Here is a 17,495-nt window from a genome sequence, read left to right as displayed (position 1 = left end):
AGAGATCCTTCACATGCTGACCTTTGATGTTGTAGATAGTCAACTTAACCTCTCTCGCTTCCGAGACATAGAATGGTATCTCGGTAATTAACCCTCTTTTTGCACTACCGGTAAAGATAGGATTGGGATAGTTCTGGGAAAGGATAATCTCCAAAGAAGGCACTATATCTGTCTGGTAATCGTCGGCACTCAGACGCACAACAGTGAATTTCTGTTCTCTTGGTCTGATGACCGTTGGTGAGTATTCACCGTTTTCGATATTCATGACCTGTGGGATACGGATCCTCTGCGGTTCTTTACCCTTATCATCCCGCAGGATGACAAAGCTGATCTCTTCTCCATAATGAGACTCATCGGTATAAGCCAATATCTCCAGAGGATATTCCTGCAGGAAAGGACTTGCTCCAATACATTCTTCATCGACATAAACAGCAACCTCTATTATATCATGATCATTCTCGATGCTTTCGACAAAAATCGATTCGTAGTCCGGCTTTTCATCGTAATCGAAATGCTTGGCTCGAGGTAATGGGTCTTTGGGTTTCGGATATAGTTCGGGATAACCGGGAGGAAGGTTCCAACTGAAAGTTACTACATTATCTGTCCGGGTTCGTATCTTGTACATTTTACCGTAAAATAGTGTGCCGGAGGAAGAGCTTGGTTTAAAAGCCCTGTGCATCCACTCATCTTCAACAAGCCAGTGAAGAGACCAATCTTCGGCTTCAACAGATCTTAACTGGCTGATAACCTCTGATCCAAGCGCATCAAATACATTCTGCGGATGAGGGATGAAATAACCGACAAAGTTGGTTATATGTGGCTCAAGAGTTATCTCTTCATAAATACTAATTCTATTGCCGTTAACCCAGAGATAATGTTCGTCGCCAGCAATCGTGTTATTAAATTCCAGAATATAACCCTTGGCACTGTTAAAGCCGATAAGATTTCCAGTCCAACCTTCATCAGGGTGCCATATCATCGTTTCTCCTTGTCCTTGCCCTACAACGCTTAATATTGTACCGTTTAATGGAAAAAGCAGTTGGGCAGTAGAGGCATGATTATCCTGTTGCTCAAGACGGGGAAAAGATTCCCAATAAAACGTGCGGTGATGATATACTTTAACATGAGCATTTGATGGTGAAATCCTGTTATGAGTATAACTCTTCTGCCAGCGTAATACAGGATAATGTTTTCGGATACTCGGATTACCGTGAAAACCGACAAATTTCCAGGTCTCTTCAAAGCACCAGTTGTCATAAGTATTGTCTTGCAGCATCTCAAAAGTAGTTTTACCGTCACCAATCTCATTATCATCTGCAAAGATTTCGATGTTCCAGTAACTTCTATCTACTGTACCATTAGTATTTAATCCTACTAACCCACCAACAAAGTCAGAACAATTTACCATACTGATGCTGTAGGATCTATCTATTCCTGAGTTATAATTATAACCGACTAAACCGCCCGTTCTACTATTACCCGTAATAACTCCTTTACTATAGGAATTGATAATAGTAGATGAAAAAGCGTTGTAACCAACCAAACCGCCAACACAGTTAGAACCATTCACGATACATATGCTGTAGGATCTGTCTATTCCTGAGTTAAAATTATGACCGACTAATCCGCCTATGTTACTATTTCCCGTAACAACACCTTCGCTATATGAATTGATAATATTTGATGAAGCAGCATTGAAACCAACCAAACCGCCAACAGTAGTATTACCGATTACATTAGCTGTACTATAGCTATTTCTTATTATTGAATTATTCATATTTGCCCCGACAAGACCACCAGAATTGAGATGTGACGTTGATACATGTCCTGTACTGTAACAATTCTCGATTGTAGAACCGACATCATTCATTCCGACTAATCCACCTGCTTCTTGATAGGCAGTGATATCTATATCTGTCACACCTAAGTTCTTGATCGTAGCACCATGTGTATAACCAAACAAACCTTGATCTAAAGCACCCGGTCTGTTAATGTATAAACCATTAATTGTATGTCCATTACCGTCATAAGATCCTCGAAATCGATTATTATAATTACCAATAGGAATCCAGCCTTCTCCTTCGTACCAGATCGTATCTTCTAAGCAAATATTAGCTATTTGTTTAAAGTGTTTATCTTGGTTTTCATCACCTAAAAAGTTTCTTACATAATTGAGATGCTCTGCTGTTTCTATTAACCAAGGGTCATCAGCAGTTCCCAAACCTCCAGCAAAAAAAATAGGCAATAATGCTGCATTAGCATTAAGTCTTCCAGATCCCAGCATTCCAATATACCCAGGATTTAGATGATATATATCATCAGTAGTGTCTATCAGAATATCTTTTACTTGTGAATTATTCAAGATTATCCCATGTCTATAAGCTAACGATATGATAAGAGCAGCAACACCAGAGACATGGGGAGCTGCCATGGATGTTCCTTGATAATAGCCATAAGTATTGCCATTCAGAGTACTTAAAACACCACGAGCAGTAACTTGATATGTCTCACCACCGGGAGCTGAAATATCTACCCAAGTATCGTAAGTCGAATAGTAAGATTTCTGATCTTGATTATTAGTAGCAGCGACGGAGAAAGCCCCTTCGTAGCATCCGGGATAACGCATTCCTGTAGAACCACTATTACCGGCTGAAAAGATTGTTATTCCGCCATTTAAGGCATCTCCACCACCATTAGCATTGAAATAATCAATGGCATCAAGTACATTTTGATCATAATAATCGTCAGTGGAATACCCCCAACTGTTTTGTGAAATCGACGCATCATTATCTGCTGCATATATTGGAGCAAGATGAAAACCTCCATTACCATAGGGTGAAAATACCTGACAAGACATCAGACGTACTCCATCACCGGATCCTGAACCACCAGCTACCCCTGCTACTCCAATATTGTTATTGTTAACTGCTGCTACTGTCCCAGCAACGTGAGTACCATGATTATGAGGATAAATAGTCGAAACATTTTGAGCAAAATTATATCCTATTCCACTCCACATATTACCTGCTAAATCTACATGTGATATATCAATTCCGCCATCAACAATTGCTACTATTACATCCGAATTCCCTTTTTCAATATCCCAAGCTGCGAATAGACTGATATCAGCACCGGGTGTTCCGTCACTCTGTCCTGTATTATTATAATGCCACTGATTTACAAGTAACGGATCATTAGGTATCCATCTAATCGGGTCATTATTATGTAATTCCTTTTTATATTCAGGTTCTGCCCAAGCTATAATGTTGTCTAAACTACGGTAAGCTATTATTATATCTCTAATATCTACTTCAGAATCGAAGTGTAATTCATACCATAGATGAAATCCCCATAAACGATGACGCCATTCATATTCATTGTTTAATGCCGGACTATCAAATAGTTTAATTGCTGTATGTACATTATAATACTGGTTTAAATCATCTACTAATGGTATATCGAATACCGTAATCCCACTGTCATCCCGGATAATTTCAGTATTATCGAGATGATCTGTCATATCTTCTTGGAACTTAATTCTTATCCAACCATCCTCCATTGCCTCATCAGGGACATTATAGATATCGATAAAAGGTCTCTCACCCTTAATCACCTCATAGTCTGAAGAATAAAGGATAGATATACATCCAACCAAGAATACAAAACAAGCTACTAATAGTCTTAGTTGGATTAATAATGAAAAACATCTCTGTTTCATAATTCCTCCTAAGTTTTATTTAATCGTAGCTTTACGTCTCTCTATGAAGTATTAGAGAGACGCTTGAGGAATGAATTTGTTGTGAGTAGATGTTATTGATTGATGTAAGATAAAGATATACAGAAGATGACATATAAGCCCTAACCCTTTACAGCACAAGAAGATAGCAATGGGGGGGGGGTAACCCTTGATATAGCTGATTATTTGTTTTCATAACTACCTTCTTTTTCACCCGTAGATACTCAGAAAGAGAAATAATCAAATTACCTATACAGATACAACAAGAGAGGGTGTTAGTCTTTTGATGAAAAGATAAAAAGATAACCAAAAAAGTCAAGCTTTAATTCAACTTTTAGAGTATTAACCGTTTTGTCGGTATTTTAGGGGTTAAAACTTACATCACTGGAATTTTATTATCATTATCAGAGTAACGCAGGTATCTTGCTTTTGAACATCTTGCTTTGTCTGTTACAATGAAAAAGGGCGATCACCGGTCGCCCTACATTGCAGTTCACCTTATCACCATTCCACTCTTTTATTCGTGTTTTTTGTTTATCATTCGTGTGTATTTGTGGACAATGCTTGCTATTCGTTCTCCGAACCGGACTTTTGTTTCATATGAGAGCTGCGTATTATGGAGCAAGTCTTCATCAATATGAATGGTGTTTGCTTTAAAGAGAAGAATGACAGATGAACCACCATATTCAAAATACCCTTTTTCATCCCCCTTTTTGAATGTTTGGTTTGGAGTAAAGGTCTGTTTGATACTGCCAACTAAGGTTGCACCGATCTCTGCCATTATGACATTACCGAAGAGTTCCGATCTAATAATAGTATATTCGCGCTTATTTTGATAAAAGGTTTTTACCTTCTTCTTGATAGATATGGGTGAGACGGAATAGTATTTCCCTTTTATGACATGAGATTTCGAGGGGAGACAATCAAAGGGGAAATGAAAGCGGTGATAATCTGCCGGAGTTAAGCGAAAAATAAACATACTACCGTGCAGATATTCATCGGCTAATTTCTTGTTATTCAAGAATTCTTGAAGGGAGAAATCGTGTCCCTTAGCAATAAAATGGAGTCCTTGCTTCAGATTATCATAGGCGAGTAATTTTCCATCAACGGGAGAAATTACAGTTAAAGGATTTTGGTCTATAGAGCGGTATTCTTTTCTTATCTTTCTGATGAAGAAATCATTGAATGACGTATAGGCATTGATATCTTTTTCGTACTCGCTGTTATCAATTTGGAAGAGCTTAATAAACGATTTGATCTTAACTGAGGAATTGGGGCTTCTCATGTAACGCCCGTAAAAACGGGAGAATGCTTTCCTTTTAATCACCGCTTCTAATGCCAGATTACCGAAGGGATCATGATACAGCCACTTCAGCCACTGCTCAGCAGGTATCAGCTCTTTTTTTAATAGTCGTGTTTTCCGTTCGATATAATAGATAGGTGGTATTTTCTTATAAGCCGGTTTTCTATATAAACGCATGCCTACCGATTTCAAAGGGACCGAGAGATTCTTCTTTTTTGGCATACTCCTTTATTGAGAAGGGAAGGCATTGATTAGAAAAGTTACTCTAATAGTTGATAAAATGGCACCAATTATGATAAAGGAAAGAATCAAGAATTTGGTATAATCCTGAGCTTTGAGAGTTCCCATCATCATTGGTTCTCTGGCTAAATATGCCGAAGCACCGTAAAGCTCCTCTCCGATCAGAGTATAATCGCAGGTGGTAATGAAGAAGGGGATTTGAGTAATAGAATCTGAACCTGCGATCTGAATAGCTCCCTGAGCATTACCGGTCTCTGTCATGATAAGAGCTTCGGCAAAGAAAACCCCTAAGAAGAAATTGGCAACGGTCTTCTGTCTGACCATGATGCCATTGACACCGGCAACAAAGGCAAACTGATCACCTGATATATAGAAGATATCTTCACGATTAAAGGTGTCAGGTCTTCCGGCAGCAATGTGTGCTTCTTTTACTGTCTCCATAGCTATTGGTAAAACAATATAGTCCGCTACAGGTACCATTACTCTCGTGTCATATTCTGCTGCTTTACGAGCCACATTGCTTAAAATTGATAATCCTGCCAGAGTAGCAATATCTTCTATGTAACCGATACCGGGTACAAAAAGGATCGGTTTACCCATTTCTGTAGCTCGTCCTATGGCATTGTCGATCTCTTCTAAGCCGGCAATAGGACGAATATACATGTCTTTACCCTTCATAGCTTGTCTAATGAGATAGAATACCAGAAAACCAAAGATCAAAGAAGCTATAAGAGCCGGAAACTGATCACTGGAAAACCAATCCGGTGTGGGGAAAAAGTAAGTCTCTCCATCAACCTCGTAAATATCGTCTTGGTAAAAAAGTCCATTTCTGTCAGATTTTACGAAGATATATTGGAAACTTCGTCGGTGACGCTCTCTTATGTTTGCGATATACTTTATTCTTCGTCTGTTATTTTCAATTTGGTTTGCTTCGACTAATATCGGATGTTCAGTTTCCATCCATAACCTGTTTTTATAGTACTCAAGATAGTAATCCAACATTTCATACTCATTCATATCGGTAGTTTTAGCTAATTGCTTTTCGTATTCAGATATTTTCTGACGATAGAAATTAAGGTCATTTTCAATTTCTCCAGCAAAAATATTGGTCACTATATCAATTTCTCTCTCATCATCATAGGTAATTGCTAAACTATTATCTACTAACAGCAATTTGTTATCTAACTCATATTTATTCACTAATTTGAATATCGAAGTTTCATAAGGTATACTGTCATCGAAGGATCTGGCAAAGGGGCTGATATTACGAGCCAATCTGAAATAACGGTCACTCTTAGCTCTTTTAAGGAGATAATAGCTATAATCAGAAACAACCTCACTCTCATCCCCTTCAATAGAAGGAGAATCAATGATAATCAATTCACCAAATTCAATCAGACCGAATTCTTCATTATAGTTAGATGTCTGAGCTAAAACGTATGGTTCTATAAGCTCTTTACTCTTTATTTCCGGGATCATCTCAAAATACAAACCATCAACAATAGTATCAAAGGATGGAATATTAAACCTTATTATCTTATCGGGTAGAAATTCATTAATCTCATCCAGAAGAGTACCTTGAGAATCATAGATCTTAAAGTTAACACTGCTCAGACTGTTTAAACGATTATCAGTAAAATCATAATTTAGTGCCAGTCTGTTTCTTTGAGGATTTAGAAATGATCCTTGGGTCAGAAAAATTAGAGGTTTTCCAAAAAGCAGTTGATTATAGTCACCCTTATCATCCGGTTTATCTATTATGCTATAAACAGGTAATGTCGGTTTTTCATCGGAAAGCATAATACGAGGTTCAATAATTTCGGAAAAATTTTCGAAACCTGCATAATCTGAAAAAGAAAATACTAACCTGTATTTTTCAAGATTATTCCAATCCATAGCATATTCGGTTTCACTGCCTATGACATGAATAAGTCCATTATTAGATTGAACAAATCCAATAGTCGTTGAGGCATATGGAAATGCTGTCGGATCAGCAAAGATGTGCAGAGCTGGATTCTGGTAATCAGTTTGAATATCAGGAATATCGAGATCGGGGTTCTTTTTTCTTTGTAGAATTATTTCTTCCCGAGCTATTTCCTGTCTAATATAGGTCTGCATCGCATTAATCTGAGCTTCGGTTAAAAGATACACATTGCGATGATAAATATCATCTTCAAAAGAGGGATTGAGCCACTCGAATTGTATTCTATGGATATCTGATAAAATGACGGCTGAGAAGTCAGACGGTAATTCAGGAGAGTTATCATAAGCAATACCCATAACAATATCGCTGGGCGGAAAGAAGCGTCGTTGATAATCTACTGCCAGTACGGAATAATAGTATGGTTTCTCAGGAACCAGCATAGAGTATAGACCGTCAAAGGAACGGAGTGGTAAACCGGCATAAACGGTACGATCTTCATTACCTTCTTCATCTGTCTCGATATTTTCAATCAGTTTCGAGCGATAATAGAAATCGTCTTTATTTATAACACCCAGAACAGAATAGTGATTTAAGTACTGACCATAGATGTTAATATCTCGAGGCATTTGACGATATAAAGGGCTATCAGGGGGTTGTTGTGACTCTTTTCTTAATCGGCTTGGTGAGTATAAGCTGACAAAATCAGTGAAATCACGGTCATAATAATACATTCTTGGTGATGTAACTCCCAGAGTTGGATCGACTTCTATCAGACCAATGAGGAATAAACTATCGGGGCTTACCCCTCGGTAGATCCGATATTCTATTACACGGCTCTCTCGAGATAATGGAGTCCAAGATAGAATTAAACCTGTTCCGTCATCATCCTGAATATCCTCAACTATTAAATCTCTGATCTGATTTGGTAATGCTTGAGAATTTAGAATTGAACTGCAAGTAAAGAAAAGAAAAATTAGTGCAATTGTTAAAGGCAATGACTTATTCATAGTACCTCTTTTTTCGAAAGGGTTTTAGAAGATATTTTTACAAGTAGGGGAAAACTGCTATTTTCTCCCTTATCAGTTGTTTAAAAAGTAGTTTTCCCCTTTCTGTTCTATTCTCTCTATATTGTTCTATTGGATGAGTTTTAAAACGTCACCTATCAGGAATTGGATCCTTCCAATCAACAGAGATAGTCGAGCCATAACTGTATACCCGAATGAAGCTCCAAACCCAATCATCATATACCATACACCGATTCGAGTAAATTTTCCGTAAACACCTTCGTGTGACTTCGAGAAAAAGAAGTATAAAAGAATAGTTACTGTCCCGATAAAAATCAGAACGGTATTAACATCCAACAGAGGTAGCATAGCACTCCGCATTTGAACCAATACCGATGCATGCATAGACATAGGAACGCCCATACCGATAATACCCATGCCAAAAACGATCGGGTATCTGGAAAGCCAGCTTAATTTTCGGTTGAATCTGAAGATATAGAAAGTACCTAAAATAGCTGGGAATATCAGGATGTACTTATGTTGTAAAAAAACAGGCGTATAAAGGAATGGTATAAAGGCATTGTTATATACCAATGGAATAAAGTAGCCCATAGAGATACCTATCAGTAGATGTTCAGCAAAGCGATAGAATGGATTATCCTTATAGAGAAAGGAAAAAATAAACAGGGTGAGTAAAGCAGCGATCCAGTTACTTATTGTTTCAAACATTTAATCCTCCTATTGCACTTTTTTTTCACGTTGTTTTTCAAAGAAATAGCCGATATTACCGATCATAATAAAGAGAATAATTAATATGTGGGCTACTGTCTGAGCATTCATACCAATTCTGGCAGTTCTAAACTTATAAAGTACTGCATCATCAGTAATAGAAACATGCTCTTCTCTGGCTCTTTCTCTACTAAAAGGTCTGTCCTGAGCGGCAAAGAGATCAACCATCTTCTCATATTCTGCTGCACCTTTCAAACCGGCTAAAATACCTATAAGCTGACCGGTTTGTAAGAAGGGATAAGCATCAGCTGCCATTACCGCAGTAATCCCTGCTGCTACATTTACGCCGAATCTAGGACGGGCATAGATATACCACATAGCACCAAAAGAAGAACCTGAAGTCTCTATTATCAAATTCATTTCATTATAGTTTTTAATACCTTCCATCATCGGTAAGTTAGCCACCTGCCTTCCTTCGGCATCTGTTTCTACTGCCTCAGCTATATCGTCACCCATACCCAAAACAATTGGAAGATAGAGAGCATAAGGTTTATACCCGATATTTATATAATGAACACCTGATTGAATATCTTCAAACTCTTCTTTGACAGTGTTAATCGCATAATCAACTAATGGAGCGGCAGTAGGTGTGAAACAGATAGTAAATACCTTAACGTTACGCAAAAATGCGTGTCTGAGAATAGCTACCTCCATCGGGAAAAGTTCCGGCATAGTAGAAGCATCGTGCATGAAATTAATCAGAATTGCTCGATCTTCTCTTCCGGCAAAGGAATCTATCATTTGATAAATATTCTCAGTAGGTTCCGTAGTATAGGTTTTGGAATCGAATACTAATACAAGAGGTACTATGATCGCTAAAGCAACCATTAAGTAAACCCATCTTCTGTCTAATGCTTGTAATCTTTCAAAGAAATTCATATAATACCCCCTGTCCTTAATCACCGCTACCGAGATAGGTTCTTTCTATTCCGAGCATTATCTTAAGTGATGTAGCTGTCATTCCAAGTCCTACTCCTAAAGCTATACCGCGTTTGGCTGCCATATTGGGAACATTTAGAATCCACGTAGAGGTTTCCGGTATCCAACGACTGATTGCCATTCCAATAGGAACCTGAGCAAGCATAACTATAACTGCTGCAACTAAGAGTACAGTAGCTTCCATAGAGCGAGCACGAAATGCTTTATATGCAGCAGAAGCAATGTAGAAAGCAAGCAGTGAGAACATGGTTGAAGCCATAGGCATCTGCATATTTTTGAATATCCACATATAGGGTGTACCTTCCTGAGTTCCCCAGATAAAACCGGCTAAGGTAGTTAAAACAAGTGCAGAAAGTGTAACCACACTATATTGCCAATTGGGTAACCGACGAGAGATCTTTGCCCAATGTACCATAAAAAGACTCATAACTCCCAAAACTACAGCAAAAGGTGTCATTGCTCTTACCCAACTAAGCCACCATTGGTAGAAGTCCTGTGATAGCTTGTGGGGTATGAAAGTGTGAAACACAAAGAGGAAGCAGAGTGTGATTATTATTATCAAAGGAATCTGTCTTTTCATTTCCTTCCCTCCTATTTATCAGGAAATATATTTATAAAGAATGTTAAATGTGATGTCGAGAGAATTGTACCAATAACAATTCCTAACAAGATCAAGAATTTAGTTACATCTACCGCCTTCAGTGTTCCCATCATTAGAGGTTCTCGTGATAGATAAGCAGAAGCTCCATATAATTCTTCTCCAATAAGCGTATAATCGCAGGTCGTTATAAAGAATGGTATCTGAGTAACAGCATCCGATCCAGCTATCTGAACAGCTCCAATTGAGTTACCTGTTTCGGTCATGATCAATGCCTCAGCAAAGAACATACCCATATAGAAACAGGTTGCACATTTCTCTCTAACCATAACACCATTAACACCTGCAACGAAAGCAAATTGGTCAGTAGTGATAAAGAAAACACTAGATTTGTCATAGGTGTCAGGTCTTCCTGCTTCATGATGTGCCTCTTTAACTATTTCCTGAGCGATCGGTAAGACAATATAGTCTCTCACGGGAACTAAGATTCTGGTATCATATTCTGCTGCCTTTGTGGCTACTCTTCCGAGAATAGCTAAGCCGGCTAAAGTAGCTACATCACCTATCCCGGATAAACCGGGTTGAAAGAGGATTGGGCGTCCCATCTCAGTAGCACGACCGATGGCATTATCAATTTCTTGAATACCGGCAATAGGTCTGATATACATATCGTGACCCTGCTTTGCTCGTTTAACCATAAAAAACACAAGTAATCCGAAAAGCAAAGAAGCGATTAATGTCGGTAATCTTTCATTGTTGAACCAATTGGGTTCAGGGAAGAAATAGACATTTCCATCTTCATCTTCATAGACATCTGTCTCAACAAATCTCGCACTACCATCTGTTTTGACTATTTTATATTGAAAGGTTCTCAATTCTCCTTCACGTCGTTCAGTAATAAACTTCATACGAACTCGATCATTGGGTTTGCTGTTGGCTTCTTGAATGAATTCATAATCATTAGCTGCCAACAAATTTTGATAATGATCAATATACATCTGATGTTGTGCTCGTTCATCATCGGTTTCTGCAGCTTCCAATAATTCAGTGTATTTTTCTATCTCAGCTTGATAATTATCTATATTCTTTTCTACTACAGAAAGAAAAATATTTGTAAATACGGTCCTTTTCTCTTCTTTATCATAAAAAGCATTCATTCTTGTGTCTACCAATAACAAATTCTTTTCAGGATAGTACCTTGGAGTTCCTTTAAAAATGGAGGCTTCGTAACGGATATTATCGTCTATTTCTCTTACTACTCCTGCAGCTCGAGCACTCTGACGGAAAATTTCTCCTGAGTAAGGTTTTTTATAAACCAGATAAGAATAATCATGCACTTTTTCATTGCCCAGATATAGCTCTCTAGGACGGTAAGTTAAATACTCACTATCAAAAGCCATTTCCTGATAAAATACGTAATCATCGGATAACTCATTTCCGCTTACTTTGAAATGCATTCTGAATTTTATTCTGCGATTCTCATCATACTCAGGAGAGTCTATGGAATACTTATCAGGTAATGTTATGTTAAATCTTAAATTTTGATAGAATTCATTAATAGTTGTAATGGGCTCATCTTCGTCATCATAGATATCAAAATAGATGCTACGGACTTTATAATTCTTATTGGTTTCAAATTCATAGTTTATAGTTAGTCTTGTTCTTTCTTGATTAAGGACAGAAGAATTGGTAAGAAAAACTACTGGTTTATCCCAGTAAACAAGATTATAATCACCCTGATCGTTTGGCTTATCTATAATAGTAAAATCAGGTGGAGATGGTAAATCATTTTCTACTATAGTCAAAAATTTTACTGGTTGTGTAAATGTCTCACCACCGTACCAATCTAAAAGCGAGAAAACAGCATAATACTGATCAATGTTTGCACTATTAATGGATAAATCAATGTTATGATCAGGGTCGGATACAATGCCATCTTCAATATCAATAAACCCTGTATTCATTGATGTATATGGAGTCGCTGTTTGACGTCTGTATAATAATTGTCCAGGATTAGATAATGTAGGTTCGATAACTGAAATATCTGAATCATCAAGTCTGGCAAGTCGGTTCTCATCAAGTCTTCGGATTTCATCATTGTAATTATTAAATGCCTGTAAGTCGTTTTGATGTAGTAGGTACACATTATAAAATCTTATAATATCAGGATTTAAGGGGAGTGACCATTCAAATTGTAAACGCTCGATATCCTGTATAAAAACAGCGTAGAAGTCGCGAGTCTGTTCAGGTCTATTTCTTCTTGGTATTCCTTCAACTATTGGAGCATAAGGGGAAAACCTTCGTTGTTCATTAACCGCTACGACCGTATAATAATAAGGTGTATCAGGTTTGAGCTTTTTTAACAAGTACTGATACTGTCTCAGTCGTAGCCCCGCATAATAATCAGTTGTGATCTCTCCATCTTCATCTTCTTCTTCGATAGTAATTTTTTCTGCATGATAGTAAAACTGTTTCTTAGGGATTACTGCAAGGATATCATATCTTTCTAATTTAGGTCCTGTTATAGTTAAATCCCGTGGTATTTCTCTGAATAGAGGACTCCCTGCCGGTTGCTGCACTTCTTGCCGTAATCTTGCCGGAGATGTTATACTTACAAACATGGTATAACCGCTATCATAGTAGTAAACTCTATCACCCGGAAAACCAGTGCGAGGATTTATTGGAATATTGCCAATATAGAAAAGACTATCGGGAGCAGCTCCTCTATAAACCCTGTATTCAATAATTCTTCTATCAATACCTAATGGTTCCCAACTTAGCATTAATCCACTACCATCATCATCAGGGATATCTTCAACAATCAGATTGCGAACAATAAATTCCGATTCTTCGTCTGTAGTTAAATCTCTCTCTGATAAGGCAAAGATTGGTATTAGGATTAGCAAACAACAGAAAAGCAATGCTGTCCTTAAACATCGCTTTTTTAAAACATGATCAATCATATTCATACTCCTTAATGAGCTTATTAAAACTGCTTCAGTTCAATACATAGTTCAAAAAATAATCAACAGGATGCCCAATATAGTTATCCAATTTTTCTGTCAAACTCTTAAATTTATCCATTTCGCTTTTAGGAACCGGGGGACCTGGTTCATTATTCATCCTTAAAGGATCTATCGCTACATTATTGAGATAAACAGTATAATGTAAATGAGGTCCAGTAGCTAAACCGGTCTGTCCAACATAACCTATTACTTGATTCTGAGTTACTCGCACACCTTTACGTATACCTTGTGCATAACCATTTAAATGACCGTATAAAGTTTCGTATCCGTTACTATGACGGATCATCACGGTTCGTCCATAACCACCGGACATCCCATTTACTGTAGGATGTCCACCTTTCCAACCAACATGACTTACTATGCCGTCAGCAGCAGCAACGACAGGAGTACCTGTTGGGGCAGCATAATCAACTCCATTATGGGGTCTAACAATTTTCAAAATTGGATGATATCTACCCGTTGAGAAGCGTGAGCTTATTCTGGTATAATTTAATGGTGATCTCAAAAACGCTTTTTGAAATGATTTCCCCTCTTTATTATAATATTTGGCAAGTCCTTCGTTGTTTACATAACGATAAGCTCGATTTCTATAGTTGGCACCATTGTATTCAGCTACAAGGATATTACCGTATTGAACAAACTCACCATTAAGCATATACTGTTCATACACAAAGGCAATCCGATCACCTTCTCTTGTATCAAGGAAAAAATCAAAATCCCATTGAAAAATCTCAGCAAAATTAACAATCAGATGCGGACCTTCACCTAAAACGCGAAGAGAGGAATAGAGAGAACCGGAGATCGCAGTATCAACCTTTCGTAAGACCTTCTCTGTTTTTAAGGTATCAACTTGAGGATAATAAGTTCCACTTGAATCTCTAAGTACGGAATATGTTATTATTTTCTCTCTTACTGGAAAATATGATAACTGATGAATAACATTTAAAGTGTCTAACTTAACAAGAAAACTATCAGCTGGCTGACACCGGCGTAAATTATACACGCTGTTTAGTTGATTGAGTAATGGGGTAAAGGTTGAATATCCTAACCCTTTATTTTGTAATGCTTGTGCTAATGTTTCTCCTTGATTTAAAGTACCACCGACATAAATATGATGATCGATTTCATCAGTTTCTAGGTTGCTGGCTTGGCTTATGCAGGCAGATAAAATTATGAAAGAAATCAAGAGAGAGAGAAGCAATAAATTGATTTTTTTAAATAGGAATAATCGATTCCTTTTTACTATCATATGTTTGCCTTAATTGTTTTTCTTTTGTAGTTTATAACGTGATCAGTAAGCGTTCTTAACTGCTTATAAAAGGTACAGTAACTATAATATTTAGTTATTTTATATTCGTTAACTCTTACTTTATATATCACTAAGGTCACCACTTATTGGATTAACTCTTTATAATTCATACAACAAACAAAGTCACTCAATTTTTGTCAAACAAAAAGGGCTTGATAAATGGATGAATACTATTGATAACATGACGATTTCATTATCTACAAAAGTTAATTTTAATGCCAAGTTCTCTTTTTCCCTAATTGTGCCACAATTTCTGACACAGTATAGATTGAACCGGTAACTATTATAATGTCATCATCAGACGATTCTTTAGTTGCATTGTTTAATGAAGTATTTATATCAGATTCTGCAGAATATTCGATACCGTATTTTTTGGCAATTTCTACCTGCTCTTCAATATCTGCGGCTCTATCAGAATTATTTTTAGATATATACAGCTTCTTTGCTATCGCTCCAAGATGTAAGATCATTTTTTCGAAACTCTTATCTCTTAAGATTGCAATAACCAGACGAAAACGTTTGTTAGGAAAGATTTGTTGAAGATTTTTCACTAAATTCTCTATTCCCTCTTCATTGTGAGCGCAGTCTAATATGGTAAGAGGTTGTTTTCTAATAGTTTGCATTCTCCCTAACCAAGTAACATTACGCAAACCATAGCGGATGGCTTCAGGGTCTGGTTTTATTTTTAGTGAATTGCAATATAGAGCATAACCGGTAATCGCTAAAGCAGCATTATGTGCTTGATGTTTACCAACTAAATTTGTCTTGATATTTGCTATACGTTTGGGTAAAGATATATCCCTGTTCTTATTAATATAATCGAATGTGGTTACTGCTTGATCAAACCGCACCCTTTCGGTATTGAAATCACTTTCAATATAGTATAAAGGGGCTGATTTTGAGTATGCTACTTTACTTATAACATCAAATGCCGTGTTGGATAACTTGCCCAGGACCAGTGGTACGTTTCCTTTTATTATACCGGCTTTTTCATAGGCAATTTTTTCAATCGTATCACCGAGAGTTTTGGGATGATCTATCGATATACTAGTAATAATACTAACTGTAGCATTGAAGGGATTAGTAGCGTCAAGACGACCACCCAATCCAACTTCAAAAATACTGGTATGTAAGTTTTTTGCATTGAAATAGTAAAAAGCTATCGCTGTCGTTATTTCAAAAAAAGATGCCTCTGTTTCTTCAAAAAGATTCGACCATAAATTATATATCTTCATTAGTTCGCGAGCAGTGATGTTCTTACCATTTATTCGGAATCTTTCACGGTAATCGACAAGATGAGGAGAGGTATTCAGGCCAGTATTCCAATTGTGACTTAAACAAATAGATTCTAACATAGCAGAAGTGGATCCTTTACCATTTGTACCGGCTACATGTAGCCCGCGTAATCTCATTTCAGGATGCCCCATCTTCGCTAGAATCAAATTGATTCTATCGAGATCATATTTGATATTACTGGCGTTTCTAAGTGAAATGTACTTAATAAAATCAGTGAAATTTGATACTTTGGGGACAGTAAGCATGTAAGGGATATTTATAATATTGTTCTCTACTATTTTCCTACGTTGTATATTAAAATACCTGACGTCTATTAGATAATTGACTCTTATTATTCTATTGTCGGATGCAAGACATGATCAGGATACTCATCTACAAGAGGACAAGTTACTATTACTTCACCAGTTTCATATTTTCCCTCGGTATAGTATCTTGATTCAGGGGTTCCCGATGGACAAACATATACAGGTCTTCTTACATACCCCATTCTATGTAAATCTGTAGTATCGCCAATAAAGTTTTCATGACGTTCATTCATATACCTTAGAACTGCATTTTCAATTTCACGCATATTTTTTAAACACTCTTCGGTCTGTTCCTTGCTCTGAATATCAAGAACTTGCGGTAAAATAAGGATAAAAGCTAATATTAGTAAACCAACAATACTAATTATCATGTAAACACTTATCCCTTTAGTATCTCTTAACATATATGCTCCAATTTTTTTGTTTAGATTTTCTTTCTAACAGTTATCGTCAAGCTTTTTGTGTGTATTCTCTTCAAATTCAGCGGGTAAGAGGAAAAAATCTCATTCTATTTCTACTTCTTTTTCTTTGAGAATAGTTGAACATGAGTACAGCTGTTCAAAAAACTGTATTTTGAAGCAAAAAAAATGTATCAGACAAAGAAAGGTCTTAATACATTACTAAGCAATTAGATATAATTGCCATATCTTCTGCTACATGAGATTAAATTGCCTATTTTTGAAAGTTTTTTTCGAAAACTATTGACAGCTAAACCTAACTAAAAAATATGACAAAACCTGATAAATCAGGTAGTTCTTTAATAGGTACATATTCGTGGAGAGTGAGCAAGGAGAATATTTTTAAAAGAATAATGGAGAGTTTGATCCTGGCTCAGGACGAACGCTGGCGGCGTGGATTAGGCATGCAAGTCGAACGCGAAAGGAGTACTTCGGTATTCCGAGTAGAGTGGCGAACGGGTGAGTAACGCGTAGGTGATCTATCTTTAAGTGGGGGATAGCCCCGGGAAACCGGGATTAATACCGCATGTGTCTGATAGCATAAGTTATTAGGTAAAAGTGGCCTCTG

The 17,495-nt window shown here is 37.1% G+C and carries 10 protein-coding genes and 1 rRNA gene; 1 reads left to right on the top strand and 10 read right to left on the bottom strand.

Going from position 1 to position 17,495, the window contains the following annotated elements; genetic code table 11:
- The 10 genes from K0B81_08870 to K0B81_08825 all read right to left on the bottom strand — a co-directional run.
- Positions 1-3,718 (bottom strand): S8 family serine peptidase (locus K0B81_08870; protein MBW6516706.1); only part of this gene is annotated, 3,718 nt, incomplete at its 3' end.
- 535 nt (positions 3,719-4,253) lie between these two features.
- A complete protein-coding gene (locus K0B81_08865) occupies positions 4,254-5,216 on the bottom strand; it encodes a phosphatidylserine decarboxylase (GenBank protein MBW6516705.1) in 963 nt (320 codons plus the stop codon).
- A 51-nt stretch (positions 5,217-5,267) separates the two neighbouring features.
- Complete coding sequence (locus K0B81_08860; protein ID MBW6516704.1) at positions 5,268-8,210, bottom strand: hypothetical protein; 2,943 nt, start codon at positions 8,208-8,210, stop codon at positions 5,268-5,270.
- 126 nt (positions 8,211-8,336) lie between these two features.
- Positions 8,337-8,936 carry a hypothetical protein gene (locus K0B81_08855; protein MBW6516703.1) on the bottom strand — a complete coding sequence of 200 codons (600 nt, stop codon included), beginning with the start codon at positions 8,934-8,936 and terminating at the stop codon, positions 8,337-8,339.
- A 9-nt stretch (positions 8,937-8,945) separates the two neighbouring features.
- On the bottom strand, positions 8,946-9,875 hold the full coding sequence (locus K0B81_08850) for a hypothetical protein (GenBank protein MBW6516702.1): 930 nt from the start codon (positions 9,873-9,875) through the stop codon (positions 8,946-8,948).
- Between the two features lie 16 nt (positions 9,876-9,891).
- The gene (locus K0B81_08845) at positions 9,892-10,515 is read right to left on the bottom strand and encodes a hypothetical protein (GenBank protein ID MBW6516701.1); all 624 of its coding nucleotides are present in this window, start codon (positions 10,513-10,515) and stop codon (positions 9,892-9,894) included.
- Between the two features lie 11 nt (positions 10,516-10,526).
- Positions 10,527-13,496, bottom strand: coding sequence for an NDNF family protein (locus K0B81_08840; GenBank protein MBW6516700.1), 2,970 nt, complete (start codon positions 13,494-13,496; stop codon positions 10,527-10,529).
- 34 nt (positions 13,497-13,530) lie between these two features.
- Positions 13,531-14,808, bottom strand: coding sequence for a M23 family metallopeptidase (locus K0B81_08835; protein ID MBW6516699.1), 1,278 nt, complete (start codon positions 14,806-14,808; stop codon positions 13,531-13,533).
- Between the two features lie 272 nt (positions 14,809-15,080).
- Positions 15,081-16,409, bottom strand: a complete 1,329-nt coding sequence (locus K0B81_08830; GenBank protein MBW6516698.1) for a bifunctional folylpolyglutamate synthase/dihydrofolate synthase — start codon at positions 16,407-16,409, stop codon at positions 15,081-15,083.
- 86 nt (positions 16,410-16,495) lie between these two features.
- A complete protein-coding gene (locus K0B81_08825) occupies positions 16,496-16,873 on the bottom strand; it encodes a hypothetical protein (GenBank protein MBW6516697.1) in 378 nt (125 codons plus the stop codon).
- Between the two features lie 404 nt (positions 16,874-17,277).
- Between K0B81_08825 and K0B81_08820 the strand changes: the two genes are divergently transcribed.
- Positions 17,278-17,495, top strand: a 16S ribosomal RNA gene (locus K0B81_08820); the annotation flags it as partial.

Source organism: Candidatus Cloacimonadota bacterium, from assembly GCA_019429305.1.
Lineage (GTDB): Bacteria > Cloacimonadota > Cloacimonadia > Cloacimonadales > JAJBBL01 > JAHYIR01.
The sequence above is the reverse complement of the archived record's forward strand: the minus strand, read 5'-3'. Positions and strand labels throughout refer to the sequence as shown.